Origin of the sequence: Achromobacter sp. HZ01 (genome assembly GCF_003267925.1) — a bacterium.
GTDB classification, from domain to species: domain Bacteria; phylum Pseudomonadota; class Gammaproteobacteria; order Burkholderiales; family Burkholderiaceae_B; genus Achromobacter; species Achromobacter pulmonis_A.
In genome coordinates this window covers 124,402-151,087 of the sequence record NZ_LWKV01000001.1, presented here as the reverse complement: position 1 = coordinate 151,087, position 26,686 = coordinate 124,402, and the positions used below count along the sequence as shown (strand labels likewise).

23 protein-coding genes are annotated in these 26,686 nt (G+C 68.1%); 15 read left to right on the top strand and 8 right to left on the bottom strand.

Annotated elements, in window-relative coordinates:
* Window positions 1-12 precede the first annotated feature (12 nt).
* Complete coding sequence (locus A6B37_RS00725; RefSeq protein ID WP_111824631.1) at window positions 13-1,482, top strand: NAD-dependent succinate-semialdehyde dehydrogenase; 1,470 nt, start codon at window positions 13-15, stop codon at window positions 1,480-1,482.
* A gap of 109 nt (window positions 1,483-1,591) precedes the next feature.
* Window positions 1,592-2,446, top strand: a complete 855-nt coding sequence (locus A6B37_RS00720; protein ID WP_111824630.1) for an inositol monophosphatase family protein — start codon at window positions 1,592-1,594, stop codon at window positions 2,444-2,446.
* A gap of 161 nt (window positions 2,447-2,607) precedes the next feature.
* Here A6B37_RS00720 and A6B37_RS00715 read toward each other — a convergent pair whose 3' ends face one another.
* The 7 genes from A6B37_RS00715 to A6B37_RS00685 all read right to left on the bottom strand — a co-directional run bounded on the left by A6B37_RS00715 (window position 2,608) and on the right by A6B37_RS00685 (window position 12,184).
* Window positions 2,608-3,426, bottom strand: coding sequence for an NAD-dependent protein deacetylase (locus A6B37_RS00715; RefSeq protein ID WP_111824629.1), 819 nt, complete (start codon window positions 3,424-3,426; stop codon window positions 2,608-2,610).
* A gap of 4 nt (window positions 3,427-3,430) precedes the next feature.
* Window positions 3,431-4,378, bottom strand: a complete 948-nt coding sequence (gene epsC / locus A6B37_RS00710; RefSeq protein WP_102772462.1) for a serine O-acetyltransferase EpsC — start codon at window positions 4,376-4,378, stop codon at window positions 3,431-3,433.
* 182 nt (window positions 4,379-4,560) lie between these two features.
* Window positions 4,561-5,598, bottom strand: coding sequence for a UDP-glucose 4-epimerase GalE (gene galE, locus A6B37_RS00705; protein WP_111824628.1), 1,038 nt, complete (start codon window positions 5,596-5,598; stop codon window positions 4,561-4,563).
* A 15-nt stretch (window positions 5,599-5,613) separates the two neighbouring features.
* Complete coding sequence (gene pgi, locus A6B37_RS00700) at window positions 5,614-7,281, bottom strand: glucose-6-phosphate isomerase (protein WP_111824627.1); 1,668 nt, start codon at window positions 7,279-7,281, stop codon at window positions 5,614-5,616.
* 13 nt (window positions 7,282-7,294) lie between these two features.
* Window positions 7,295-8,698, bottom strand: coding sequence for a phosphomannomutase/phosphoglucomutase (locus A6B37_RS00695; RefSeq protein ID WP_102772465.1), 1,404 nt, complete (start codon window positions 8,696-8,698; stop codon window positions 7,295-7,297).
* Between the two features lie 25 nt (window positions 8,699-8,723).
* Entirely contained in the window at window positions 8,724-10,985 is a 2,262-nt protein-coding gene (locus tag A6B37_RS00690; RefSeq protein ID WP_102772466.1) for a GNVR domain-containing protein, read from the bottom strand.
* Between the two features lie 62 nt (window positions 10,986-11,047).
* Window positions 11,048-12,184 carry a polysaccharide biosynthesis/export family protein gene (locus A6B37_RS00685; protein ID WP_102772467.1) on the bottom strand — a complete coding sequence of 379 codons (1,137 nt, stop codon included), beginning with the start codon at window positions 12,182-12,184 and terminating at the stop codon, window positions 11,048-11,050.
* A 249-nt stretch (window positions 12,185-12,433) separates the two neighbouring features.
* On the opposite strand from A6B37_RS00685, the gene A6B37_RS00680 reads away from it, so the two are divergent.
* Genes A6B37_RS00680 through A6B37_RS00620 form a run of 13 tightly spaced genes read left to right on the top strand, consistent with a single transcriptional unit; the run spans window position 12,434 to window position 25,695 of the window.
* On the top strand, window positions 12,434-13,843 hold the full coding sequence (locus tag A6B37_RS00680; RefSeq protein ID WP_111824626.1) for an undecaprenyl-phosphate glucose phosphotransferase: 1,410 nt from the start codon (window positions 12,434-12,436) through the stop codon (window positions 13,841-13,843).
* Window positions 13,833-14,345, top strand: coding sequence for an NUDIX domain-containing protein (locus tag A6B37_RS00675; protein ID WP_168202093.1), 513 nt, complete (start codon window positions 13,833-13,835; stop codon window positions 14,343-14,345). The genes A6B37_RS00680 and A6B37_RS00675 overlap by 11 nt, the downstream gene beginning before the upstream one ends.
* Before the next feature lie 5 nt (window positions 14,346-14,350).
* Window positions 14,351-15,781 carry a mannose-1-phosphate guanylyltransferase/mannose-6-phosphate isomerase gene (locus A6B37_RS00670; protein WP_111824625.1) on the top strand — a complete coding sequence of 477 codons (1,431 nt, stop codon included), beginning with the start codon at window positions 14,351-14,353 and terminating at the stop codon, window positions 15,779-15,781.
* On the top strand, window positions 15,768-16,181 hold the full coding sequence (locus A6B37_RS00665) for a VanZ family protein (protein ID WP_111824624.1): 414 nt from the start codon (window positions 15,768-15,770) through the stop codon (window positions 16,179-16,181). The genes A6B37_RS00670 and A6B37_RS00665 overlap by 14 nt, the downstream gene beginning before the upstream one ends.
* A 10-nt stretch (window positions 16,182-16,191) precedes the next feature.
* Window positions 16,192-17,301 (top strand): GDP-mannose 4,6-dehydratase, encoded by a 1,110-nt coding sequence (gmd, locus tag A6B37_RS00660; protein ID WP_102772471.1) that lies wholly within the window; start codon window positions 16,192-16,194, stop codon window positions 17,299-17,301.
* Window positions 17,302-17,307: 6 nt separating this feature from the next.
* Complete coding sequence (locus A6B37_RS00655; protein ID WP_102772472.1) at window positions 17,308-18,261, top strand: GDP-L-fucose synthase; 954 nt, start codon at window positions 17,308-17,310, stop codon at window positions 18,259-18,261.
* Window positions 18,262-18,285: 24 nt separating this feature from the next.
* Entirely contained in the window at window positions 18,286-19,602 is a 1,317-nt protein-coding gene (locus A6B37_RS00650; RefSeq protein ID WP_102772473.1) for an oligosaccharide flippase family protein, read from the top strand.
* Window positions 19,603-19,622: 20 nt separating this feature from the next.
* Entirely contained in the window at window positions 19,623-20,525 is a 903-nt protein-coding gene (locus A6B37_RS00645) for a glycosyltransferase family 2 protein (protein ID WP_102772474.1), read from the top strand.
* A gap of 35 nt (window positions 20,526-20,560) precedes the next feature.
* Window positions 20,561-21,853 carry an O-antigen ligase family protein gene (locus tag A6B37_RS00640; RefSeq protein ID WP_102772475.1) on the top strand — a complete coding sequence of 431 codons (1,293 nt, stop codon included), beginning with the start codon at window positions 20,561-20,563 and terminating at the stop codon, window positions 21,851-21,853.
* Entirely contained in the window at window positions 21,846-22,988 is a 1,143-nt protein-coding gene (locus A6B37_RS00635; protein ID WP_102772476.1) for a glycosyltransferase, read from the top strand. The genes A6B37_RS00640 and A6B37_RS00635 overlap by 8 nt, the downstream gene beginning before the upstream one ends.
* Before the next feature lie 12 nt (window positions 22,989-23,000).
* The gene (locus tag A6B37_RS00630) at window positions 23,001-23,888 is read left to right on the top strand and encodes a glycosyltransferase family 2 protein (RefSeq protein WP_102772477.1); all 888 of its coding nucleotides are present in this window, start codon (window positions 23,001-23,003) and stop codon (window positions 23,886-23,888) included.
* Window positions 23,885-24,445, top strand: a complete 561-nt coding sequence (locus A6B37_RS00625) for a putative colanic acid biosynthesis acetyltransferase (RefSeq protein ID WP_102772478.1) — start codon at window positions 23,885-23,887, stop codon at window positions 24,443-24,445. The genes A6B37_RS00630 and A6B37_RS00625 overlap by 4 nt, the downstream gene beginning before the upstream one ends.
* A complete protein-coding gene (locus tag A6B37_RS00620; RefSeq protein ID WP_111824623.1) occupies window positions 24,442-25,695 on the top strand; it encodes a glycosyltransferase WbuB in 1,254 nt (417 codons plus the stop codon). The genes A6B37_RS00625 and A6B37_RS00620 overlap by 4 nt, the downstream gene beginning before the upstream one ends.
* A 242-nt stretch (window positions 25,696-25,937) precedes the next feature.
* Here the strand turns inward: A6B37_RS00620 and A6B37_RS00615 are convergent, their stop codons facing one another.
* Window positions 25,938-26,603, bottom strand: coding sequence for a response regulator transcription factor (locus A6B37_RS00615; RefSeq protein WP_102772480.1), 666 nt, complete (start codon window positions 26,601-26,603; stop codon window positions 25,938-25,940).
* Window positions 26,604-26,686: the final 83 nt, after the last annotated feature.

The window sequence follows — 26,686 nt, the reverse complement described above, 5'->3', positions numbered from 1 at the left end:
GGAGACTGCAACATGACCGCATTGACTCAACCGCTGGCGCGCCCGGATCTGCTGCGCGACGCCTGCTACCTGGACGGCAAATGGGTGGGCGCCGGCGACGGCCCTTCCATTCCCGTCGACAACCCTTCCACCGGCAAGACCATCGTGTCGGTGCCCAAGCTGGGCCGCAAGGAAACCGAGCAGGCCATCGCCAGCGCCCAGGCCGCCCTGCCCGCCTGGAGCGCCAGGACCGGCAAGGAGCGCGCCGCCATCCTGCTGAAGTGGGCGCAGCTGATGCTTGCGCACCAGCGCGACCTGGCCGCCATCATGACCTCGGAACAGGGCAAGCCCGTGACCGAGGCCGCCGGCGAGATCGCCTACGCCGCCTCGTTCCTGGAATGGTTCGCCGAAGAAGCCAAGCGCATCGACGGCGACATCCTGCAAAGCCCCAAGGCCGGCCAGCGCCTGATGGCGCTCAAGCAACCCATCGGCGTCACCGCCGCCATCACGCCGTGGAACTTCCCGGCCGCGATGATCACGCGCAAGGTCGGCCCGGCGCTGGCCGCCGGCTGCACCATGGTGGTCAAGCCGGCCCAGCAGACGCCGCTGACCGCGCTGGCCCTGGCCGTGCTGGCCGAAGAGGCCGGTGTGCCCGCGGGCGTGTTCCACGTCATCACCGGCAGCTCGCGCGAAATCGGCGCGGCGCTGTGCGAAAGCGAGGTCGTGCGCAAGCTGAGCTTCACCGGCTCCACCGAAGTCGGCCGCACGCTGATGGAACAGTGCGCGCCCACCATCAAGAAGCTGTCGCTGGAACTGGGCGGCAACGCGCCCTTCATCGTGTTCGACGACGCCGACCTGGACCGCGCCGTCGACGGCATTCTGGCCTCGAAGTACCGCAACGCCGGCCAGACATGCGTGTGCGCCAACCGCATCTACGTGCAGGCCGGCGTCTATGAAGAGATCGCCAAGCGCCTGGTGGCCAAGGTCGAAGCCATGAAGGTCGGCGACGGCTTCGCCGAGGGCGTGACGCAGGGCCCGCTGATCGACGCCAGCGCGGTCGAGAAGGTGCAGGAACACATCGCCGACGCCACCGCGCACGGCGCCAAGGTGATCGCCGGCGGCAAGCCGCATGCGCTGGGCGGCACGTTCTTCGAGCCGACCGTGGTGCGCGACGTGACCCAGTCGATGCGCTTCGCTTCCGAAGAAACCTTCGGCCCGGTGGCCCCGCTGTTCCGCTTCGACACCGAAGAGGAAGTCATCGGCATGGCCAACGACACCATCTTCGGCCTGGCCGCTTATTTCTACACCCGCGACTACGCCCGCATCTGGCGCGTGTCCGAGGCGCTGGAATACGGCATCGTCGGCATCAACACCGGCATCATTTCCAATGAAGTCGGCCCGTTCGGCGGCGTCAAGCAATCGGGCCTGGGACGCGAAGGCTCGAAGTACGGCATCGAGGAGTACCTGGAGATCAAGTACCTCTGCGTGGACCTGGGCGCCTGAGCCCGTCGGCGGCCATAAAAACGGGAGGGCCGCGCGCCCTCCCGTTTTGCATCCGCCGCCCGCGCCGGCGTGGTAGATTTGCCCGTTCCCTGGAAAAGCCACGAGCGCAATGAGCAGAACCTTTACCCGCGAGGAAACCCGCCGGCTGGCGGCCATACTGGCCGAGACGGCGCAGACCGAAGTCATGCCGCGTTTTCGCAACCTGCCCGACGGCGCGGTGCGCGGCAAGACCTCGCCGCGCGACCTCGTGACCGACGCCGACGAGGCCGCCGAGCGCCTGATCGCCGCGCGCCTGTCCAGGCTGTATCCGGGCGCGGTGCTGATCGGGGAAGAAGCCTCGGCGCGCAATCCGGCGCTTTTGAACATGCTGGTCGACGCCGACCTGGCTTTCCTGATCGACCCCATCGACGGCACGCGCAACTACGTCGCCGGCCTGCCGCTCTTCGGCATGATGATCGCGGCCTGCCATCGCGGCGACGTGATCGCCGGCGTGATCTACGATCCGCTGAACCGCGACGGCGCGCTCGCCGTGCGCGGCGAAGGCGCCTGGATCGAATACGAAAACGGCCGCCAGGCCGCGCTCGCCGTGGCCAGCCCCGCCCCGCCCGAGGACATGGACGGCCTGATCGCCACCGGCAACCTGCCCGAGCCGCTGCGCTCCACCGTCAACGGCAATCTCTCGCGCCTGGCCAGCACCGCGTCGCTGCGCTGCGCCGCGCACGAATACCGCACGCTGGCCGCCGGCCACTGCCACGTCGCGCTCTACAACCAGCTGACCGCCTGGGACCACGCGGCCGGCTGGCTGCTGCACCGCGAAGCCGGCGGCTATTCGGCGCACTTCGACGGCTCGCCCTACAAGCCCACGCACCGCACCGGCGGGCTGCTTTACGCGCCCGACGCCGGCAGCTGGCAGGCGGCCCGCCGGGCGCTTATGGGGGACGGGATGGAATCCGCCGAGACTTGACAAGACCGCCCTGGCCCAGGGTCAAAAATCCGGGTAATCCCTAGGAGTTATCCCCAGTTCCTGTGGACAACCCTATGGAAAGGTCTGTAACCGCGGCAAAAAAACCTTGCGCGGCAAGCACTTGCTTAGACCGGTCAAAAACCGGCCTGCCGCCGGCCTGGTTACAAGGCCTCCAGCGCCACCGCGCAGGGCTGTTCCACTTTGAGCGCCAGCATGGCGTCGGCGCGGGTGCGGCCCAGGTTGATCGCCGCTATCGGCACGCCGTTGCGCGCGGCAGCGGCCACGAAGCGGTAGCCCGAATACACCATCAGCGACGAGCCGACCACCAGCACCGCGTCGGCCGCCGCGAGCGCGTCATTGGCGCGCTCCACGCGGGCCGCGGGCACGGTTTCGCCGAAGAACACCACGTCCGGCTTGACCACGCCGCCGCAGCGCGGACAGGCCGGCACGCGATAGCGGCCGAAGTCCTCGCCGTCCAGGTCGGCGTCGCCGTCGGGCGCGTCGTCGGCCTCCAGCGCCAGCCAGTCGGGATTGGCTTGCTGCAAGGCCTGCTGCCAGGCGTGGCGGTCGCCGCGCCAGTCGCAGGCCATGCAGCGCACCTGGTCCAGCCGGCCGTGCAGGTCCACCACTTCGCGGCTGCCGGCGGCCTGGTGCAGGCCGTCGACGTTCTGCGTCACCAGCAGCCCCACGTTGCCGCGCGCCTCCAGCCGGGCCAGCGCCCGGTGCGAGGCATTGGGCTGCACCTGGCCGAACCGGCGCCAACCGACCATGCTGCGCGCCCAGTAGCGCGCCCGCGCCGGCTCACCGCCCATGAAGGTCTGCAGCGTCATGGGCGGGGTGCGCTTCCAGGCGCCGTCGGCGTCGCGGTAATCGGGAATGCCGGAATCGGTGCTCACGCCCGCCCCGGTCAGCACGAACAGCCGCGGGTGGCGGTCGACGAAGCCGCGCAGCGCAGCCAGGTCCGAGGTCCGCGTGTCCATCCGTTCAGCCGCCCAGGCCGCAGTCCGGCATGTCGCTGACCAGGCTGGCCTGGGTGACGTTGCTGCCCGGCGGCACGCTGCGCGTGAGCCAGACGTTGCCGCCGATGGTCGAACCCTTGCCTATCGTGACGCGGCCCAGGATCGTGGCGCCGGCGTAGATCACCACGTCGTCCTCGATCAGGGGGTGGCGCGGCAGGCCTTTCTTCAGTTCGCCGTTCTCGCCCGGCGGGAAGCGCTTGGCCCCCAGCGTGACCATCTGGTAGAGCCGCACGCGGTCGCCGATGATGGCGGTTTCGCCGATCACCACGCCGGTGCCGTGGTCGATGAAGAAGCTCTTGCCGATGGTGGCGCCCGGATGGATGTCGATGCCGGTGTCGGCGTGCGCGATCTCGGCCACCATGCGCGCCAGCATCGGCACGTTCAGGCGGTACAGCACGTTGGCCAGGCGGTGGTGGATCATGGCCGCCACGCCGGGATAGCACAGCAGCACTTCGTCGACGTTGTGGGCCGCCGGGTCGCCCTGGTAGGCGGCGGTCACGTCCAGGTCCAGCGCGGCGCGCACGCGCGGCAGCTCTGCGCCGAACTGGCGCACGATCTCGATGGCGCGCTGGCGCGTGTCCGCCGAGGCGGCCTGTTCCGGCCGGCCCACGTACTGCAGCTCCAGACAGACCTGGTGCAGCAGCGCGTCCAGCGCCGCGCCGATGGTGTGGCCGACATAGAAGTCCTCGACCTCTTCGCGCAGGTCGATCGGGCCCAGGCGCATCGGGAACAGCGCGCCGCACAGATCCTTGACGATCTGGCGCAGGCTTTCCTGGGACGGGAATTCGCGCAGGTCGGCGTCCTCGCGCAGGCGTCCGCGCGGGCCGCGCCAGGCCACGCGCGCCTCGCGCAGGCCCGACACGATGCTGTCCAGGTTCCAGTGGGCCGGCGTGGTGGAGGACGGCCCGCTCATCGCCGTTGCTCCGGCCGGGCGCCGGCCGCGCCGGCATGCGGATAGAAATCGAACATGGTGGTACCTCGCTGACGGTGTATTGCCCCGGCGGCGGGCGCCGGGCGATGTTGCTTCGCAATAATTCCGTCAACTGTAACCGCTCGCGCCCATTTCCCGGAATCCGTCCGACATGGCGTAGGGGTTTATGCCGCGTAGCCCTGCGGATTGCCCTGTTGCCAGCGCCAGCCGTCGGCGCACATCGCGTCCACGTCGTGCGTGCTGCGCCAGCCCAGCAGCGAGGCCGCCAGCGCCGGATCGGCCCACATCCGCTCGATGTCGCCGGGCCGCCGCGGCTGCGTCTGCAGCGGGATGCGGCAGCCGTTGACGCGCTCGAAGGCGCGCACCAGCTCCAGCACGCTGGTGCCCTGCCCCGTTCCCAGGTTGACCGCCACGAAACCGGGATGGCCGGCCGAATAGGCCAGCGCCTGCACGTGGCCCTGCGCCAGGTCCATGACGTGCAGATAGTCGCGCACGCCGGTGCCGTCGGCCGTGCCGTAGTCGTCGCCGAAGACCCGCAGATAGGGCTGGCGCCCCACCGCCACCTGCGTGATGTAGGGGAACAGGTTGTTGGGCGTGTCGCGCGGGCTTTCGCCGATCCGGCCGCTGCGGTGCGCGCCGATCGGGTTGAAGTAGCGCAGCGTGACGGCGCTGAAGCCGGGATCGGCCTTGCACACGTCGCGCAGCATCTCCTCGACCATCAGCTTGGTGCGGCCGTAGGGATTGGTGGGCGCCAGCGGATGGGCCTCGGTGAACGGCAGGTACTGCGGCTCGCCATAAACCGTGGCCGAGGAACTGAACACCAGGCGCGCCACGCCGGCGGCGCGCATGGCGCGCAGCAGCGCCACCGAGCCGCCGACGTTGTTGTCGTAGTACTTGAGCGGGTCGGCGACCGATTCGCCGACCGCCTTGCTGCCGGCCAGGTGCAGCACCGCGCCCACCGGCTCGCCGCGGGCGGCCGCCTCGCGCAGCACCGACTCCAGCAGGCCGGGGCTGCGGATGTCGCCCTCCACCAGCGGAATGCGCGCGCCGCACAGCTCCTCCACGCGGCGCACGGCCTCGCGGCTGCCGTTGCTGAAGTCATCGACCACCAGCGGCCGCTGGCCGGCCGCCAGCATCGCCACCAGCGTGTGCGTGCCGATGTAGCCGGCCCCGCCCGTCACCAACACATGCAGATCCGGCATGGACTGCGGCCTCCTTCAAAGATGCGCGGCCACGCCCGGCACCCAGGCATGGCGCGGACGCGGCGCCTGCGCGTGGCTGCGGTAGCGGTCGATCCAGTACGAGGTGGACGCGTCATGGCCCCAGTCCACCACGCCGGCCGACACCGGCACCGCCAGCTCGCGCTCGATGCCGGCGGCCAGGCGCTTGCCCAGTTCCACGCCCCACTGGTCGAAGGGGTTGATGCCCCACACCACGCTCTGCACGAACACCTTGTGCTCGTACAGCGCCAGCAGCGCGCCCAGCCCGCGCGGATCGAGCTGGCGCAGCACGATCAGCGTGGACGGCCGTCCCCCCGGATGGACCATGTGCTGCGCCAGGGTGAGCGCGTGCTCGCGGTCGTCGATGTGGGCCACGTCCAGCAGCGCCTGCTCCAGGCTCTTGCCGCGCAGCAGCGCCTGGCGCTGGGCCAGGCAGTTGGCCAGCAGCTTGCGGTGCGCGTCGGGGCTGTCGGCATGGCCTTGCAGGCTGGCGATGAAGTCCACCGGCGCGCCCGCTTCGCTTTGATGCAGCCACTGGAAGAAGGTGTGCTGGCCGTCGGTGCCCGGCATGCCCCAGATGATGGGCGCGGTCGGCACGCCGACCGCGGCGCCGTCGCCCGCGACCCGCTTGCCCAGCGACTCCATCTCCAGCTGCTGCAGATAGGTGACCAGGTGCAGCAGGCGCGCGCTGTAGGCGGCGATGTTCAGCGAGTTGTGGCCCAGCACGCTGCAGTTGACCAGGCCGGCCAGCGCCAGTTGCACCGGCGCGTTCGAGCCGAACGGCGCCTGCTGGAAATGCTGGTCCATGGCCTGGGCGCCGGCCTGCATGCCGATCAGCACCTCGGCGCCCACCGTCAGCGCGATGGACAGGCCGGCGACCGACCAGACCGAATAGCGCCCGCCCACCCAGTCGCACATCTTGAAGACCTGGGAGGCCGGCACGCCCAGCGCGCGCGCGGCCGACGGATTGGCGGTCACGGCGGCCAGCTGTTCCGACACGTCGGCCGCACCGCCCTGCTTGAGCCAGGCGATGGCGGCGCGCGCGTTGTGCAGCGTCTCGGCCGTGGTGAAGGACTTGGACGACACCACCACCAGGCAGCGGCGCGGGTCCAGCCCGGCCACGGCGTCATGGAAGGCGTGCCCGTCGATGTTGGACACGAAGCGGATCTGGCGCCGCTGCGAGGCGCCGCCGAAGGCCTGGATCGCCAGGCGCGGCCCCCAGTCGCTGCCGCCGATGCCGATGTGCAGCACCGTGGAGAAGTCGGCGGTCTGGTCCACCCTGCGCACGAAATCCATCATGCGCGCGTATTCGCAGACCGAGTCGGCATCCTGGCCGTCCGGCTGCTCGCGGGTGCGCCCGGCGCGCAGCGCGGTATGCCAGGCCGGCTTGCCTTCGGTCCAGTTGACCGGCTCGCCGGCGAACAGCGCGCGGCGCGCCTCGGCCAGTCCGCGCGCCTGCAGCAGGGACTGCGCCGCGGCGTCCAGCGCCGGCGACTGCCGCTGCATGGTCAGGTCCACGCACAGTCCCGCCGCCTCGATGACCTTCAGCGCCCCGGCGTCCAGTGCGGCGGATTGCGCGGCCTGCGCGAACCCCCGCCATTCGGGGCTGTCCGCCAGGCCGGAATCCGCCCTCGACGCTTCAATCGCATTGTTGGCCTTTCCCATCGCGTGATGCTCCTTAAAACGGTAAACGAACATGAGGGGCAATGCGTCGGAACGCGTTGCGGAAGTCCTCCTCGATACGGGCCAGTGCGGCCACGGTGTCTCCTTCGAAACGCAACACCACGGTAGGCGTGGTGTTGGACGGACGCGCCAGGCCGAAGCCGTCGGCATAGTCCACGCGCACTCCGTCCAGATTGCTGATGGAGACCGCGCCGGGGAATTCCCCCTGCGCGCGCAGCGCCTCCACCAGGTCGAACTGCTCGCCTTCGGCGGTTTCCAGCTTGATCTCGGGCGTGGCGCAAGCCTGCGGCAGGCCCTCCAGCAGCGCGGACGGGTCCGGCGCCGCCGACAGGATTTCCAGCAGGCGCGCGGCGGCATAGATGCCGTCGTCGAAGCCGTACCAGCGTTCCTTGAAAAAGATGTGCCCGCTCATCTCGCCGGCCAGCAGCGCGCCGGTCTCGCGCATGCGCGCCTTGATCAGCGAATGCCCGGTGCGGCACATGGTGGGCTTGCCGCCGGCCTCGGTGACGGCGCGCGCCACCAGCCGGCTGCACTTGACGTCGTACAGGATCTCGGCGCCCGGATTGCGCGACAGCACGTCGCGCGCGAACAGGATCAGCTGGCGGTCGGGCCAGATGATCTGCCCGGACTTCGTCACCACGCCCAGCCGGTCGCCGTCGCCGTCGAACGCCAGGCCGACCTCGCAGTCGGAATAGCGCAGGCAATAGATCAGGTCCTGCAGGTTCTGGGGATCGGCCGGATCGGGATGATGGCCGGGAAACGAACCGTCGACTTCGCAGAACAGTTCGGTGACTTCGCAGCCCAGCGCGCGAAACAGCGCCGGCGCCACCGCGCCGGCCACGCCGTTGCCGCAGTCGATGGCGATCTTCATGGGCCGCGCCATGCGGATGTCGCCCAGCAGGCGCGCCGCGTAGCAGGGCTGTATCTGCATCTGGGTGCGCCCGCCGGCCACGCCGGCCGACTCGATCGGCTGGCGCATCGCGTCGCGCAGCGCCGTGATGCCTTCGCCGTACAGCGAGGCGCCCTCCATCACGATCTTGAAGCCGTTGTGCGCGGGCGGGTTGTGGCTGCCGGTGACCGCGATGCCCGCCCCCGTGTCCATCAGGCGGGTCGCGAAGTACACCATCGGCGTGGTCGCCATGCCGATGTCGATGACGTGCATGCCCGCCGAGCGCAGCCCGGCCTGCAGCGCGGCCGCCAGCTCCACGCTGCTCAGGCGCCCGTCGCGCCCCACCACCATCGACCGCGCCCCCTGTTCGCGCGCCCGGGCCCCCGCCGCCATGCCCAGGCTGTGCGCGAACCGCGCGTCGATCTCGTCCGGCACCGTGCCGCGTATGTCGTAAGCCTTGAAAACCGCATCCAGAATTTGCGGGGTGTCCCAGCCAAATGTTCCGTGCATGCCATCTTCTCCGGGTGGCGTTTACTTACTTTGGACCGTTCTGTTTGAAATCGCCGTAATAGGCCGCGCGGGAATAGCGGTAGCTTCCGTACTTGGAGCGGAAGCCGAAGCGTTCGGGCAGCAGCTTGAGACCGTTGAACAGCACGCCATCGACCGGCGCGCCAGCCTGGATCAGGCGCTTGGCCGTCTCCCGGATCTCGCCCACCGTGTTCATGCCGGAGCGCACCACCACCATGACCGCCGCCGCATGCGTGCCGACCACGGCGGCGTCCGGAGACGACAGCACGGGAGCCGTGTCCAGAATCACCATGTCGTACTGCGACGCCAGTTCGCGCAGGGTCTCGCCGAACACGGGCGAGGCCAGCAGCTCGGAAGGATCGAAGGTCACCGCGCCGGTGGCGATGAAGTCCACGCCCTCGGACACGCTGTGCTTGCGCACGCGGCTCAGCGGAATCGTGCCCGACAGCACTTCGAACAGGCCGTCTTCCTTGGGCACGCCGAAATAGCGGTTCAGCTGGCCCTTGCGGAAGTCGGCGTCGATCAGCAGCACGCGCTTGCCCACGCCGCCCTGGATGAAGGCGAAATTGGCCGACAGGAACGACTTGCCCACCCCGGCCACCGGCCCCGTGAACATGACCATGTTGTTGGCCGACTGGCGCAGCGAGGCCTGCAGCACGTTGCGGAAGGAACGCAGGCTTTCGATCGGAGGCGCGTTGCCCTGGCTCTGCGCCAGCAGCGCGGGCACCGTGGCGTTCTTGCGCCGGCTGCGGCGCCACAGGCGGTCCTGCATGTCGCTGTAGGGAATGGCGGCCAGCACCGGCAGGCCGGTATGGCGCTCGACGTCTTCCGGCTCCGACAGGCCGCCGAACAGCGCGTTGCGCACGAAGGCGCACAGCATGCCGAAGATCAGGCCGAAGGCCGTGGCCACGCCGATGATGATGGCGGCCTTGGGGCGCACCGGCTTGTCGGGCTGCACCGCGGCGTCCAGGATGCGCACGTTGCCCACCTTGCCGGCGCGGATCAGGCGCAGCTGCTGGGCGTTGTTGAGCAGCGTGGTGTAGAGCTCGGTGTTCACGCGCACGTCGCGCACCATGCGCACCACGTCCTGTTCGAGATCGGGCAGTTGCCGGATGTGGCCGCCGATGCGGTCCACGTCGCCGGTCAGCGCGGAGATCTGGCGGTCCAGGGCCACGATGCTGGGATGGCTGGGCGCGAAGCGCGTGATCATCTCCTGGCGCTTGGCGCGCAGTTCCATCACGCGGGTCTGCGCGTCGACCGACTGGCCCAGGATCAGCTTGGCCTCTTCGCTCAGGTCGATGGTGCCGCGCTTGTTGCGCAGCGAGTTGTACTTGGTCTCGGCCGCGTCCAGCTCGCTCTTGAGGATGGGCAGCTGCTTTTCCAGGAAGACCAGCGACTTCTCGGCCTGCGCCGACTTGCGGTTGAGGTTCTGCTGCACGTACTCCTGGCCGATCTGGTTGAGCACGGCGGTCGTCATCACCGGATCGTTGCCTTCCAGCGTGACGCCGATCACGCCCGAGGTGCGGCCGCGTTCGAAAATGCCCAGGCGCCCCTGCACGTCCTCGATGGCCGCCAGGCGCGAGCTGCGCGACACCACGAACTCGGTTCCCGGACGGCCGCTGAGCGCGTCGACGTGCACGTCCAGCGCGCCGCCGCCCGGCAGCAGGAAGTGCTCGGGCTTGCCGACGGTGCCGTTGAACGTGGCGCCGGTCAGCTTGTCGTTGAGCGTGTAGCGTCCGTCGCCCAGCGTGGTGATGCGAAACGGCTTGCCCAGCCATTCGTTGGGCACGTCCAGCTGCGAGACGGCGATGGTCTCTCCGCCCCAGGCGTAGCCGCCGCGCGGCAGGCTGGACGGATAGGGCAGGCTTTCGTAGCGCTGCGCCAGCCATTCGCCCACCACCGGGAAATAGCGCGGCTTGGCGTGGATGTACAGCAGGAACTTGTCCACGGCCGGGCCGACCACCATGCGCGAGCGCAGCACTTCCATTTCGCCCGAGGTTTCGGCCTTGGTGTCGAACATGGTCGAGACGTCGCCCAGCAGGCTGCGGCTCTGGCCCTGCGGCAATTCTTCCTCCACTTGCACGATGATGTCGGCGGAGTAGACCTTGGGCGTGACCATCACATAGGCGACCGCTCCCAGAAAGGCGAGCAGCGTGATGGCGAGGATCATCCACCGGTTGGAGAAGATGGCGTCGACGTGGGACGTCAACGGGGTTTCCTGTTGGCGAGCCGGCACGGACGGCTCGAACGATTCGATAGGCAACGACATGCAGCTCTCCAAGAGAAGGCGCCGCTGCGGGTAGCGGCGCCCCCAAAGGCGTGGGTTAAAAACTAGTCAATGGCTTTCACGGTCTGTACCGTCTGCGCGCTCGGGAACAGGTTGCTGATGAAGCGGTTCCACCTCACCAGGCCGGCCGAATCCACGAACACAACGTCTTTGGGTTGCAACTCAAACTTCTCCCCTACTGCCAAGGCTTGCGGTGAACCGGCGTTCAGATGGAACACCAGCGGCTTCGCCTGCTCCGTGCTGCGCACGACAAAGATCTGCGACGGATTCGAGGTCGTCTGATTCGGCCCTCCCGCCAAACCCAGCGCCTCGGTCAACGACATGCGGCCGTCGCGCATCACTGCCGCGGTGGGCAGGGTGACCTCGCCCATCACGAATACCTTGCTGTCGTCGCGCGGCGTCACCCTCACGGTGTCGCCCGGCTTCAACAGCACCTGGTTCAAGTCCTGGCCGCGTTCGATCAGGGCCGGCACGTTCACGCGGGTGCGGCGTCCGTCGCGGATCACGTACACCGAGCTGCGATCGCCCGTCGGCAAAATCCCGCCGGCCCGGTTGATCGCTTCCAACAGGGTCATCGGAATGTCGTTGATCGCAATCGCGCCAGGCGTCTTCACCTCGCCGTCCACGTAAATACGCTTGCTGCGATAGCCCAGCACGCGTACTGTGATCTGCGGGTCCTGGATGTACTTGCTTGAACTATTCACTATGAGATTGCGCGCCTGGAGTTCCGTCAACCCCGCCACTTTCAGCAGTCCGGCATAGGGAAATTGGATATATCCAGTGGATGAGACCGTATAGCCCGGAATGCCCGAGGCGGTATCCCCGATGGCTAGTTCGGTCACCCCAGTCCCAATGGCGTAGGTTTGCGTCGGAAGGACGAGTTCGGGGTGATCCCACACCACGATGGAAAGAATGTCGCCCGGTCCGATGAGGTAGGGCCCGGACTTTCCGTACAGCTTTTCGACGCCATCGCTGGCGATCAGGGCTTCACGCGCGCGCTGCTCTTCGAGCACCAGGCTGGGGGTGATCTGTCTTATCTCAGCTTTGGAGTTGGGGTCCAGCGGGTCGGCGAGCTGGTTGGCGTCAAACGTCATACCGGGGGACAAGGCGCAAGCGCCCAGCGAGGACACGAGCGCGATAGCGGCTATGGCTCGGCTCAACGTTCCGAAAAATGTAGTCATGGCAAATCCACTTGTGAATGACTTCGTTGCTTGGAAAGGAGCCCGATGCGTAACGGGTTGCGACATTCCACTCTCTTTTCCTGGCCCCGCACATTCGACGGATGTCCTAAGCCTTCTCCTACATCGTTTGGAGGTTTCGGGTGGCCCGGGCACTCAATAAGATTTTGTCGGTAGCCACAGGCTTTGCGGCGGTGCACGGCTTTTTTTCCCGCGCGCGGCAGGCCGGCTTCCAACGAACAGGAGTGCGCGATGGAACCGTCCCAAACGGACACGTCGACCAGATTCAGCGGGGCAAGCTATCTCTATCGCTTGCTGGATGCCGCGATCGTGATTGCCTGCGGCCTGACCGCCACCGGATTGAAATTCTCGGATGACGCGCTGGCGGACCCTCCGCAAATCCATCTGTTCCTGATCTACCTGTGCGGCCTGGGCGTGGTCGCGATCTTCCCGGCGTTCCGGCTGTACGTGTCCTGGCGCGGCCGTCGCCTGACCGACCTGGTCGGACGCAGCCTGGCGGCCTGGGCCCTGGTGTTCGCGCTGGGCATCTGCATCAGTTTTCTCATGCACCAGACCGCCGCGATATCCCGCATATGGGCGGCGACCTGGTTCATCATGACGGCGCTGGCGCTGATCGGCGTGCGCATCGCGGTCTACTCGGTGCTGGGCGCGGCGCGCGACCGCGGCATGGACCGCAAGCGCGTGCTGCTGGTGGGTTTCGGCGCGCTGGGCCACGACCTGTGGCGCCGCGTCGAGCATTACCGCAACACCGGCTACGAAGTGGCCGGCATCTACGCCGAGCCGCACGAGAACCTGCCGCCGCAGGTCCGCCGCCTGCACGAGCTGGGCGGCCTGCACGACTTCGTCAAAGAGAACAACGTGCGCGAGATCTGGATCGTGCTTCCGATGGAGGCCGGCCAGGAACTGCGCGAAGTGCTCTACCACCTGCGCAACGACCTGGTCGACATCCGCTGGATTCCCGACGTGATGTCCATCCAGCTGCTCGGCCACCAGATCGGCGAGTTCCTGGGCCTGCCGGCCATCCAGCTCAACAGCCTGCCGGCCGCCGGCGTGCGCGGACTGGCCAAGGAAGTGTTCGACCGCAGTTTCGCGCTGTGCGCGCTGATCGGCCTGTCGCCCGTCATGCTGACCGTGGCCCTGCTGGTGAAGGCGACCTCGCGCGGGCCGGTGTTCTTCACGCAGCCACGCCTGGGCGTGGACGGCAAGGTGTTCCACGTCTACAAGTTCCGCACCATGACCGTGCACCAGGAACAGGGCGTGGTCACGCAGGCCACGCGCAACGACGCGCGCGTCACGCGCATCGGCGGCTTTCTGCGGCGCACCAGCCTGGACGAGCTGCCGCAGTTCCTCAACGTGCTGATGGGCGACATGTCGGTGGTCGGTCCGCGGCCCCACGCGCTGGAGCACAACGAACTCTACAAGGACCTGGTGCAGCGCTACATGATGCGCCACCGCGTCAAGCCGGGCATCACGGGCTGGGCCCAGGTCAATGGCCTGCGCGGCCAGACCGACACCCTGCGCAAGATGAGCGACCGGGTCGAGCACGATATCTATTACATCCAGAACTGGACGTTCAGGATGGATCTGCTGATCATCGCCCGCACGGCGGTATCGGGATGGACGGGCCGCAATGTCTACTGAACCGTTGGGATGGCCCGAGCGGCGGGGAACGGCCGCGCGCGCAGACGGCGTGCTGGCCGGCGCCGACTTCCGCGAGGCGGTCGAGATGCTGCCGCTGGTGTCGATCGACCTGTTGCTGCGCGATGCGCGCGGCCGCTACCTGACCGGGCTGCGCGCCAATCCGCCCGCCCAGGGCGCCTGGTTCGTGCCGGGCGGACGCATCCGCAAGAACGAAACGCTGCGCCAGGCGCTGTGCCGCATCGCGCGCGAAGAACTCGGCTTGCCCGTACCCGACCAGGCCTGGCGGCCGCGGGGCGTGTACGAGCATTTCTATGGCACCAATTTCGCAGGCGAGGCCGGACGCTCCACGCATTACGTCGTCCTCGCCTATGAAGCGGAAATTCCGTTGGACATCTCCAGCCTGCCGCAGGCCCAGCACCGCAGCTACCGCTGGCAGCCCGCGGCGGCCATCGCCGCCGATCCCGGCGTGCATCCGTACACCCAGGCCTACTTCAAGGAGTGAGCGCCATGACGAATCCCCCTCCCCCGTACCGGGCAGTCATCCTCTGCGGCGGCTCCGGCTCGCGGCTGTGGCCGCTGTCGCGCGAGCTGCTGCCGAAGCAGTTCATCCGCCTGACCGATGACCGCAGCCTGTTGCAGAACACCCTGCTGCGCCTGGCGTCGGCGGGCGCCGAAGCCAGGCCCACGCTGGTCTGCAACGACGCGCACCGCTACATCGCGGCGGAACAGGCGCTGGAACTGGGCATCAAGGACGCCGAGGTGATCCTGGAGCCGTTTGCGCGCAACACCGCGCCGGCCATCGCCGCCGCCACGCTGCGCGCCATGCGCGACGGCGAGGACCCGGTCATGCTCATCATGCCCTCGGACCACGTGCTGGAGGACGGCGAAGTGCTGCGCGCCGCCTTCGCCGAGGCCTACCAGGCGGCCCTGCAGGGCGCGCTGGTGACCTTCGGCATCACGCCCACCGCGCCGCTGAGCGGCTACGGCTACATCCAGGCCGACGAGCCGGGCGAAATGGGGCCGGCGCGGCGCGTGCGCCGCTTCGTCGAGAAGCCCTCGCCCGAAGTGGCGCAGCGCTTCATCGACGACGGCGGCTATTACTGGAACAGCGGCATGTTCGCCTTCCAGGCCTCGGTATTCCTGTCGGAAATGGCCCGGCTGGCGCCCAAGATGCTGGAACAGGTGCAGGCGGCGGTGGCCATCGGCCACGGCGAGAACGCCCTGTTCCACCTGGACGGTCCGTCCTTCGAGGCCTGCCCCAGCGATTCGATGGACTACGCCATCATGGAGCGCACCGACAGCGCCGTGGTGATTCCGCTGGCCGCCTCGTGGAGCGACGTGGGCGCCTGGGACGCGGTCTGGGGCATCGCGCAGAAGACGGTGGAAGGCAACTCCACCACCGGCGACGTGATGGTGGAGGATTCGCGCAACTGCCTGATCCACTCGACCAGCCGGCTGGTCGCCTCGGTGGGGCTGGACGATATCGTCGTCATCGAAACGGCCGACGCCGTGCTGGTGGCGCACAAGTCCCGCTCGCAGGACGTCAAGCGCCTGGTGGAAGTGTTCAAGACGCAACACCGCTCCGAGCTCAACCACCACCGCGAAGTGCAGCGCCCCTGGGGCTCTTACGACTCGGTCGGCCAGGGCCCGCGCTACCAGGTCAAGCGCATCACGGTCAAACCCGGGGCGCGCCTGTCCTCGCAGATGCATCACCATCGGGCCGAGCACTGGATCGTGGTGTCGGGCACGGCGCGCATCTACAACGGCGACAAGCAGTACCTGCTGACCGAAAACCAGTCGACCTACATCCCGCTGGGCGAGATCCACAGCCTGGAGAACCCCGGGAAGATTCCGCTGGAAATCATAGAGGTGCAGTCGGGCGCGTACCTCGGGGAGGACGACATCGTTCGATTCCAGGATATGTATGGCCGAGTTTGAGAGGGATGAGGGCAGGATTCCATTCTGGAGACCGGGAGCGGCGCGGATCTGCCTGCCGGTGGCGGGGTTGTTCTTTCTCGTCTTGATCACGGTGGGCAACCTGCCAGGGCTGGCGGCGGAAATGTCCGACGCCTTCGGCGACAAGCGCCTGCACCTGGCCGCCTATTCCCTGCTGGCGGGACTGGTCTATGCCTCGGTCAACCGGCGCCCGGCGCTGGTGGCCATGCTGACCGTCACCATCCTCGGAATGGTGGATGAATCGATCCAATCCCTTTTTCCCTACCGAGAGGCTGAGCTCTTAGACCTTTTGGCCGATATCTCCGCGGCGGGTGCAACAGTAATCTCATTGCACATCGGTACCGCAGCCTTCGGCTCCTTTCGTGCAGTTACTAAGTCTTAAGGATACAACCATGCCAAAACGGGCATTGATTACCGGCGTCACCGGCCAAGACGGGTCCTACCTGGCGGAGTTCCTGCTTGCCAAGGGCTATGAGGTCCACGGCATCAAGCGGCGCGCTTCCCTGTTCAATACGGCCCGCATCGATCACCTGTACCAGGACCCTCATGACCAGCCGCGCAACTTTGTGCTGCACCACGGCGACATGACCGATTCCTGCAGCCTGATCCGTATCGTCCAGTCGGTGCAGCCGGACGAGATCTACAACCTGGCCGCGCAAAGCCACGTCGGGGTCTCGTTCGAAGAACCGGAATACACCGCCAACGCCGACGGCCTGGGCACCTTGCGCCTGCTGGAAGCCATCCGCATCCTGAAGCTGGAAAACAAGACCCGCTTCTACCAGGCCTCGACCTCCGAGCTGTACGGCCTGGTGCAGGAGATTCCGCAGAAGGAAACCACGCCGTTCTATCCGCGCAGCCCGTACGCGGCGGCCAAGCTGTACGCCTACTGGATCAGCGTGAACTACCGCGAAGCCTATGGCATGTACGCCTGCAACGGCATCCTGTTCAACCACGAATCGCCCAAGCGCGGCGAGACCTTCGTGACCCGCAAGATCACCCGCGGCCTGGCCCGCATCGTGCTGGGCCTGCAGGAGTGCCTGTACCTGGGCAACCTGTCGGCGCTGCGCGACTGGGGCCATGCGCGCGACTACGTCGAAATGCAGTGGCTGATGCTGCAGCAGGACACGCCCGAGGACTACGTCATCGCCACCGGCATGCAGTACAGCGTGCGCGAGTTCATCAATACCGCCGCGCGCGAGCTGGGCATCCTGCTGGCCTGGGAAGGCGAAGGCCTGGAAGAGACCGCCACCGTGCTGTTCTCGCCGGTGCACGACGTCAAGCCCGGCCAGGTCATCGTGCGCGTGGACCCGCGCTACTTCCGCCCCACCGAAGTGGAAACCCTGCTGGGCGATCCCACCAAGGCGCGCGAGAAGCTGGGCTGGTCGCCTCGCACTTCCTTCGCCGAACTGGTCAAGGAAATGATCGAGAGCGACCTGCGCGACGCGCGGCGCGATGCGCTGGTCGAGCAGAACGGCTACGAAATCTACGCCTACAAGGAGTAGTCGGACATGACGAACCAGGAGCAACGCGTCTTCGTCGCCGGGCATCGCGGCATGGTGGGCGCCGCGATCACCCGCGAGCTGCAGCGCCGCGGCTACGGCAACGTGATCACCCGCAGCCGCGCCGAACTGGACCTGGAAAACCAGAACCAGGTGCACCGCTTTTTCTCGACCACGCCGGTCGACGTGGTGTACCTGGCCGCCGCCAAGGTGGGCGGCATCCTGGCCAATCAGACGCACCCGGTGGAGTTTCTGTACAAGAACCTCATGATCCAGTGCAACGTCATCCGCGCCGCCCACGCGGCGGGGGTGCGCAAGCTGTTGTTCCTGGGTTCGTCATGCATCTACCCGCGCGAGGCGCCGCAGCCCATCCACGAGGACGCCCTGCTCACCGGGCCGCTGGAATCCACCAACGAACCGTACGCGATCGCCAAGATCGCGGGCCTGAAGCTGTGCGAGGCGTACCAGCGCGAATACGGCGCGCGCTTCATCTGCGCGATGCCGACCAATCTGTACGGCCCGCACGACAACTACGACCTGCAGAACAGCCACGTGCTGCCCGCGCTGATCCGCAAGTTCCATGAAGGGCGCGAAGCCGGCCAGGACGCCGTGACCATCTGGGGCACGGGCGCGCCGCTGCGCGAGTTCCTGTACGTCGACGACCTGGCCCAGGCCTGCGTGATGCTGATGGAGCATCCCGACGCCGAGGGCATCTACAACATCGGCGCGGGGCAGGACATCTCCATCGCCGACCTGGCCAGGCTGGTGGCGCGCGTGGTCGGCTACACCGGCGAGATCGTCTACGACACCAGCAAGCCCGACGGCACGCCGCGCAAGCTGATGGATTCGTCGCGGATGCAGGCGCTGGGCTGGAAGCCGGAGATCTCGCTGACCCACGGCATCACGCTGGCCTACGGGCATTTCCTGCGCGAGCGCACGCAGCAAGCGCTGCCCGTGGCCTGACGGCCGTATCGACAGGCCCTCGCCATGCTCGGATTGCTCAGGAAACACATCGCCGGCAACGCCTCCTTCTGGGGGCTGGTGGAGTACGGCATCGGCCCGGTGGCGGCGCTGGTGGCCCTGCCCATCCTGTTCCGCCAGCTGGGCACGGTGGGCTTCGGCCAGTATTCCATGATCATCGCCCTGGCCGGCTTCGGCAACGCCGCCAACCTGGGCGCGGCGGTGACGGCCACCAAGCTGGTGTCCGAGCGCCTGCACGAGCCGGGCGGCGCCTATCGCGCCGCCGGCGTCAGCATGTCGCTGATCGGCTGCGCGCTGGGCGTGGTGACGCTGGCCGCCCTCATGCTGTGGGGCGCGGTGGGCCTGGGCTGGCCCGACGCCACCTTCGGCGGCGTGGCGGTGACGATGCTGGCGCTGCCGGCGCTGGCCATCTACCTGACCCAGCAGTACGACCAATTGTTCTCGGGCTGCCTGAAGGGGCGCGAGGATTTCCGCGCCACGGCGCTGTGCGAGGTGTTCAGCCGCAGCGGCACGATGGCGCTGGCCTGCGCCACGGCCTGGATGACGGCCTCGCCCACCTGGACCGGACTGGCTCAGGCGCTCGGGCTGCTGCTGGCTGGCAGCGTCAAGATGGGCGTGTTCTCGCGCGCCTACGGCCGCTTGGTGGTGCGCCCCGTGCGCGACCGCGGCGCGATGATGGACGCCTTCCGCTTTTCGCGCTGGTCCTGGCTCAACAGCCTGAGCGCGCTGGCCTTCGGCTCGGTGGACCGCGTGCTGGTGGGCAGCCTGATGGGGCCCGCCGCGCTGGCCATCTATACCGTGGGCGTGCAGGTCGGGCAGATCATCCACACCGCCTCGGTCGCCATTTTCCAGAAGGCCATGCCGCGCGTGAGCCGGCTGTCGGCCTCCCCTCCCTATCCCGGCGCCGCCGAACGCGAGATCCGCCGCATGATGCTGTGGAACCTGGCGCTGTCGGCCGGGGCCACGATCGCCGTGCTGGCCGTCAGCCGCCCGCTTCTGAACATGTTGCTCAGCGCCAGCGTGGCCCAGGACCACCTTGGAACCTTCCAGCTGCTCATCATCGCGTCGGGGCTGCTGTCCCTGAACGCCGCGGCGCATTTCTCCCTGCTCGGACTCGGCAATTCGCGGGCGGTCGCCATCCTGAACGGACTGGGCGGCCTGGCGATGCTGTGCGTCATGGCGGGGCTGGTGCAGATTGCGGGCGAACACGCCGCCGCCTGGGGCCGCATGGCCTACGCGGCGATCACGCTGGCGGGCGTGGCCTTCGCCATCCGCCAATCCCGTCCCGATTTCCCTGGTGTCGTGCCTGCGGCCACCCGATAACCAACAAGCTGAGGTATTCCATGCGCAAGCGCCATAACGAGTATTCACGCCAGCTCATCGACTTTGTCCGCGAGCTCCGCCCGCCAGCCCCGATCGCCGGCGGCCTGATGCCCAAGGTGACCATCGTGACGCCCTCGTTCAACCAGGCCCGCTTCCTGGAACGCACCATTCTGTCGGTGCTGAACCAGGGCTATCCGCGGCTGGAGTACATCATCATCGACGGCGGCTCGACCGACGGCAGCGTGGACATCATCCGCAAGTACGAGCGCTACCTGAGCTATTGGGAAAGCACGCCCGACCGCGGCCAGTCCCACGCCATCAACAAGGGCTTCGAGCGCGCCACCGGCGACTACGTGGGCTGGCAGAACTCCGACGACCTGTATTTCCCGGGCGCGCTGCGCAAGCTGGGCGCGGCCGCGTCCAAGGGCCGCGCGCCCATCGTCAGCGGCAACCTGTTCGTGGCCGACGCCAACAACCGGATCTTCCGCAAGATCCACTACACCCCGGTCAACCGGGGCACGCTGACGGTGGTCAAGGCCTCCATCCCGAACCAGTCCGCCATCTTCCGCCGCGACCTGCTGCGCAAGTACGGCCTGCTGCAGGAAAGCATGCGCTACTGCATGGACCTGGAGCTGTGGAGCCGCCTGCTGCGCGAGGGCAAGAACCTGATCGTGCCCGACGCCATGGGCGTGTACACGGTCCACGACGAGACCAAGACCGCGCTGATGCAGGACGTGCTGCTGGAGGAGCGCGAGCAGATCGTGACCCGCATCCGGCGCACCGAGCCGGGCCTGGGCCGCCTGTTCGAACTGTCGTGCAGGGCCTCCAAGGTGGCCGCGCACGCGCGCCAGGGCGATCTGTCCTACCTGTTCGAAAAGCTGACCACCAAGATCTTCGGCCGCGACGACTGGGCCGCCCACTAGCATCGCCGGGCCCAGCCTGACGGAGAAAAGCCGCAATGAATCCGCACCGCCGCCTTTCCACTCTGCACCTGCTCGGCCTGTTCGCCTTCACCGCGCTGGCGCTCAACGACGACCGCTTCATCCTGGGGGTGGGCAGCTTCAAGCTGTCGCCCTTCGATTTCCTGTTCGTCGCCATGCTGGGGGTCAAGGCGCTGCGGCTGGCGGACCCGCGCGCTTACGCCCTGCCGCGCGGCCTGCTGGGCCTGCTGCTGGGGCTGCAGGCGCTGTCGGTGGTCTACCTGCTGCTGGTGTCGGTGGACCACCCCGGCATCGAGACCGGCGACGTGGCGCGCGACCTGCGCATCGTGTTCTATTTCCTGTGCACGCCGTTCCTTTGCTACAAGGACATCGACAGCCCGCATGCCTACGCCGTGCTGCAGAAGTACATCGTGGCGGCCTGCCTGGCCGTGGCCACGCTGATGCTGCTGGAGCAGCTGCAGGGCTTCAGCGTGTCCAATCCGCTGCGCAACGTGCGCCTGGGCGTGTGGGCCATTCCCTTCGGCGTGGTGTCGCTGCTGTACTTCCGGCGCACGCTGAACGTGTCCGGCCCCAAGGCCTATGCGCTGACCGTCTACATGCTGCTGGCGCTGGTGTTTTCGCTCAACCGCAGCCAGTACCTGCAGCTGGCCGCCTCGGTGCTGATCGCCGTGCTGCTGGGCGCCGGTCCCGAGATCCGGCGGCGCGCCGTGCTGGTGTTCGCGCCGGCCGCGATCGCCGGCGTGCTGGTGTTCGCCAGCATCGGCTACCTGGACGTGCTGACCAACCGCATCTTCAGCGTCGAGCGCCTGGACGAGGACTCCAGCTACGGCGCGCGCATCCAGGAGATGCAGGGCCAGATGGACTCCTTCGCCGAAAGCCCGGTGTTCGGCAAGGGCGCCGGCTTTCGCAGCTGGGTAATGGGCGAGAACGGCTTCGAGCTGAGCACCTTCGCCCACAACTCCTGGGCCTTCTACCTGATGAAGTTCGGCGTGGTCGGCACCATCATGATCATGCTGCCGCCGCTGCTCATCCTGCTGCTGACGCTGCTCAGGCGCTACGCCCATCCCGGCCTGGAGCTGCACCGGCGCTACCTGCTGGCCACCGCGCCCATCTACATCTTCATCGATTCGCTCTCGGGCGGCCTGGCCTACGCGCCCAAGACCGCCTTCACCGGATTCCTGCTGTGCTATTGCCTGTCGCTGATGCGCAATGCGCAGATCATGCCCGTTCCCTCGACTACGCCGCCCGCCCCCAGCCCCCGTCCGGCCGCCGCGCGCCGGGCGCCAACACGAGTGATCCCACATGCCTGATGTTTTGTTTGTCGCGCCGGACCTGCACGGCGGCGTCGGAAGATGCGTCGCCTTCATCGTGGACGCGCTGCCGGAACAGGGGGTGGATTCCGCCCTGTTCCTGCTGCGCTCGCGCAACCGGGAATATCCCGTCTCCAACCCCAAGGTCACGCGTGCGCTGCCCGTGTACGAATCGCCCGCCGCGCTGCGCCTGATGCTGCCCGTGGCGTTCCTGCGCCTGCTGCGCCAGATCCGGCGCGACAAGCCGGCCATCGTCTGCTCGCACGGCCTGCTGTGCAACATGCTGGTGGTGCTGGCCAAGAAACTGCTGCGCGGCCGCTTCAGCACCGTCGCCTTCGAGCACAGCAGCCCCGCCATCCATTACGGCGCCTCGCGCATGCGGCGCCTGAAGTGCTGGCTGGTGAGCCAGACCTACCGGCGCCACGACGCCGTGGTCGGCGTATCGCGCGGCGTCAAGGAGGACCTGGTCAGCATGTTCCCGCCGCTGCGCGGCAAGGTCCACACCATCTACAACGGCGTGCCGCTGGACAACGTCCGCCGCCAGGGCGCGGCCGCCGCGCCCCAGCCGCCGCAGCAGGCCCCGGCGCAGGCGCCCTACCACGTGGTGGCGGTCGGCCGCCTCGAAGCGGTCAAGGACTACGCCACCCTGATCGACGCGGCCGCGCTGCTGGACGATCCCGGCATCGCCTTCACCATCCTGGGCGAAGGCTCCGAACACGACGCCCTGCAGAAACGCATCGACGAGCACGGCTCGCGCACCCCGGTCAGGCTGGCCGGCCACATCGACAACCCGTTTCCGGTGATCGCCGGCGCCGGCGCCTTCGCCCTGACCTCGGTGCGCGAGAGCTTCGGCAACGTGCTGGTCGAGGCGCTGTGCCTGGGCGTGCCGGTGATTTCCACGGACTGTCCCCACGGCCCTGCCGAAATTCTGGACGCGGGCCGCTACGGCCTGCTGGTGCCGGTGGGCGACGCCGCGGCGCTGGCCGACGCGGTGCGCCGCCTGGCCTACGACAGCGAGATGCGGCAGCGGCTGGCCGCCCAGGGCCCCGAACGCGCCGACGCGTTTTCCCTGGAGCGGCACTGCCGCAACGTCATCTCGCTATTTCAGCCGCTCATGCAGCGCGGCACGCCCTGAACAGGAAGCATCATGCAGAAGATACCGGTTTCGGTCGTCGTCATGACGAAGAACGAGGAACGCAACATCGCCAAGTGCCTGAAGGCGCTGGTCGAATTCGATGAAGTCTTCGTGGTGGACTCCAACAGCACGGACGCCACCTGCTCCATGGCGACCGCGCTGGGGGCCAAGGTCTCCAACTTCCAGTGGAACGGCAAGTATCCGAAGAAAAAACAGTGGTGCCTGGAGCAGCTGCCGTTCTCGCATCCCGTGGTGCTGTACGTGGACGCCGACGAGGAAATGACCCCGGGCCTGGCCGCCGAGATCCGCGAGGCGCTGCCGCGCTTCGCCGCCGGCGCCGGCGGCGCCTTCGTGCCCTTCGACTACGTGTTCTGCGGCAAGAAGCTGGAGCACGGCCACCGCGTCTACAAGCTGGCGCTGCTGGCGCGCGACCGTTCCCGCTTCCTGGACTACGACGACCTGGACGTGGCCCACATGTGGGAGGTCGAGGGGCATTACCAGCCGCAGGTCGAGGGCGAGACCTTCGCGCTGCGCGAGCGCATGGTGCACAACGACCACGATTCGCTCTTCCACTATTTCGACAAGCACAACCGCTATTCCGACTGGGAAGCCAACCTGCGCACCAAGGGCCTGATGAACGACCCGCGCGAAGCCAACGTGGGCGCGCGCGCCCTGCTCAAGCGCATCTTCCAGGCCATGCCGTTCAAGGCGCCGATCGCCTTTCTGCACTCCTACGTGTTCCGGCTCGGCTTCCTGGACGGCAAGGCCGGCTACGACTACGCGGTGGCGCGCGCCATGTACTACTGGCAGATCCGCATCAAGACCGAGGAAATCCAGAAGGCGCGCCAGGCCAGCGCGGCCGCGGCGCGCGACGACGCCGTGGCGGGAGCGGCGAAATGAGCGCCCTGCAGCGTCTGGACCAGTTCACGCTGGCGCCCGGCCAGCGCGGCCGCTCCGCCCTGACGGTGCAGCTGTGGTGGATGGTGCAGGGCACGCTGTTTCGCTGGTCGCCGCAGGTGGCGTACGGATTTCGCCGCTGGCTGCTGCGCTGCTTCGGCGCGCGCATCGGCCGCAAGGTCCTGATCCGGCCCAGCGCCACGGTCACCTACCCCTGGAAGGTGGAGATCGGCGACTACGCCTGGATCGGCGACGAGGCGGTGATCTACAGCCTCGGGCCCATCCACATCGGCGCCCATGCCGTGGTGTCGCAGCGCAGCTACCTGTGCGCGGCCGACCATGACGCCGCGCAGCCCGCGTTTCCGCTGCGCGAGCGCGCCGTGCGCATCGAGGAAGGCGCCTGGGTCGCCACCGACGTATTCATCGGTCCCGGCGTGACGGTGGGGCGCGAAACCGTGGTCGGCGCCCGCAGTTCCGTATTCCGCAACCTGCCGGCCGGCATGATCTGCCACGGCAATCCCTGCCGGCCGGTGCGGCCGCGCCAGGCTGGCCCGGCATGAAAATCCTCGTCTACGGCATCAACTACGCGCCCGAGCTGACCGGCATCGGCAAGTACAGCGCCGAAATGGCCGAATGGATGGCCGCGCGCGGCCACCAGGTCAGCGTCGTGACCGCCCCGCCCTACTACCCCCAGTGGCAGGTGCAGGAAGGCTACCGCGCGGGCCGCTATCGCAAGGAAACGCGGCGCGGCGTCACCGTGCGCCGCGCGCCGCTCTGGGTGCCGGCCAGGCCGGGCGGGCTCAAGCGCCTGATCCACCTGGCCAGCTTCGCCCTGTCCAGCCTGCCGTCGCTGCTGCGCGCCGCCGCCGGCCGCCCCGACCTGATCCTGGTGGTCGAGCCGGCGCTGTTCTGCGCGCCCGCCGCGTGGCTGACCGCAAGGCTGTGCGGCGCGCGCGCGTGGCTGCACATCCAGGACTACGAAGTGGACGCGGCGTTCGAGCTGGGCCTGCTCAAGGGCGCCGGCCTGCGCGCCGCCGTGCGCCGCGCCGAACGCTGGCTGATGCGCCGCTTCGACCGCGTCTCCACCATCTCGGGCCGCATGCTGGACCTGGCGCTGGCCAAAGGCGTCGACCCCGGCCGCGCCCTGCTGCTGCCCAACTGGATAGACGTGAACGCCATCGCGCCGCGCAGCGGCGGCGACTACCGCGCCGAACTGGGCATTCCGGCCGACGCCGTGGTCGCGCTGTACTCGGGCAACATGGGCGGCAAGCAGGGCCTGCAGACCCTGGCCGACGTGGCGCGCCGCCTGGACGGCGAGACCCGCCTATGGTTCGTGTTCTGCGGCCAGGGCCCGGAACGCGCGCCGCTGCAGGCCGCCTGCCAGGGACTGGAGCGGGTGCGCTTCCTGGACCTGCAGCCGGCCGAGCGGCTGGGCGAACTGCTGAACAGCGCCGACGTCCACCTGCTGCCGCAACGCGCCGGCGCGGCCGACCTGGTCATGCCGTCCAAGCTGACCGGCATGCTGGCCAGCGGCCGGCCCGTGGTCTGCGGCGCCGCGCCCGGCACCGAACTGGCCGCCGTCGTGGCGCGCTGCGGCCTGGTGACCCCGCCCGAAGACGGCGCGGCCATGGCCGCAGCCGTGCGCACGCTGGCCGACGACGCGCCCCGGCGCGAAGCCCTGGGCGCGGCCGCGCGGCAGTATGCGTTGGCGCATCTGCACATCGATGCGGTGCTGGCCGAGGCGGAGCGTGAGTTCATCGCGGTGGCCGAGTCGAAAGGCAAACCGGCCGAGCGCAACGCCGGGGTTTGAGGCGGGGAAAACCGATCTTCATGTGGCGTTCAGCGCGTAGGATGGGTGCAGCGCGCGCCTGCCCGGGCCAGAACGCCGATCTCCAACGCGCGTAACCCATCGGCCGGCGCAAGCCGGCGATTCTGGTGCCGGCAAGAAATCCAACTCTGCATGCTACGAAAAACGGCGGCTGGCGCCGCCTGATGGGTTGCGCGCGTTTGGCGCTTGGGTTCTTGTGTCGGTGGTCTCGCGCTTGACCCATCCTACGGGTCTTCATCCTGCCGGATCGCGGTCGGTGGGGCGCCGTTGCGGACCAGGCCCATCTGCACGGCGATGTAGGCGGCTTCGGCCTGGTTGCGGGCGTTGAGCTTCCAATACAGGGTGCGCGCATGGCTCTTGACGGTGGCCACCGAGATGCCGACCTGTTCGCCGATCTCGCGCATGGTCTTGCCCTGCACCAGCAGTTGCAGGATCTCTTCCTGTCTTTGCGTCAGCTCGCGTAGCGCCTGCGGCGCGGCCTGGGTGGCGCCCTGCGGCCGGGCCACCGCCTGCGGATAGCATTGGCCGCCCGCCATCACCAGGCTCACCGCCGCGGCCAGCGCGTCCGGGTTGGACGCCTTGGGCAGATAGCCCGCGACGCCGGCGCGCGCGCACGCCGTCATCACGCCCTGGTCCAGCACGGTGTACAGCACCAGCACCAGGCGCGGCATGAAGAACGCCATGGACTGCGACAGCAGGCCCACGTCCTGTTCCGCCAGGCCGCTGCAACCCACCACCAGCAGTTCCACTGGGCGGTTGATAGAGCTGGACATGTTGAGCAGATGCGCTGGCGAGATGGCCAGGATGTCGTCGGCGTTGCGTACGCGCTCCAGCACATGCTGGATCGCCACACGAAGCAGAGCGTAGTCTTCGATCAGTACGGTTGTCATCCCCGGGGGAACCTTGTGACACTCGGCCCATACACGGTTCCCATGACGCTGGCGCATCGCTTGCCGCTATCGCGGCGTGACGG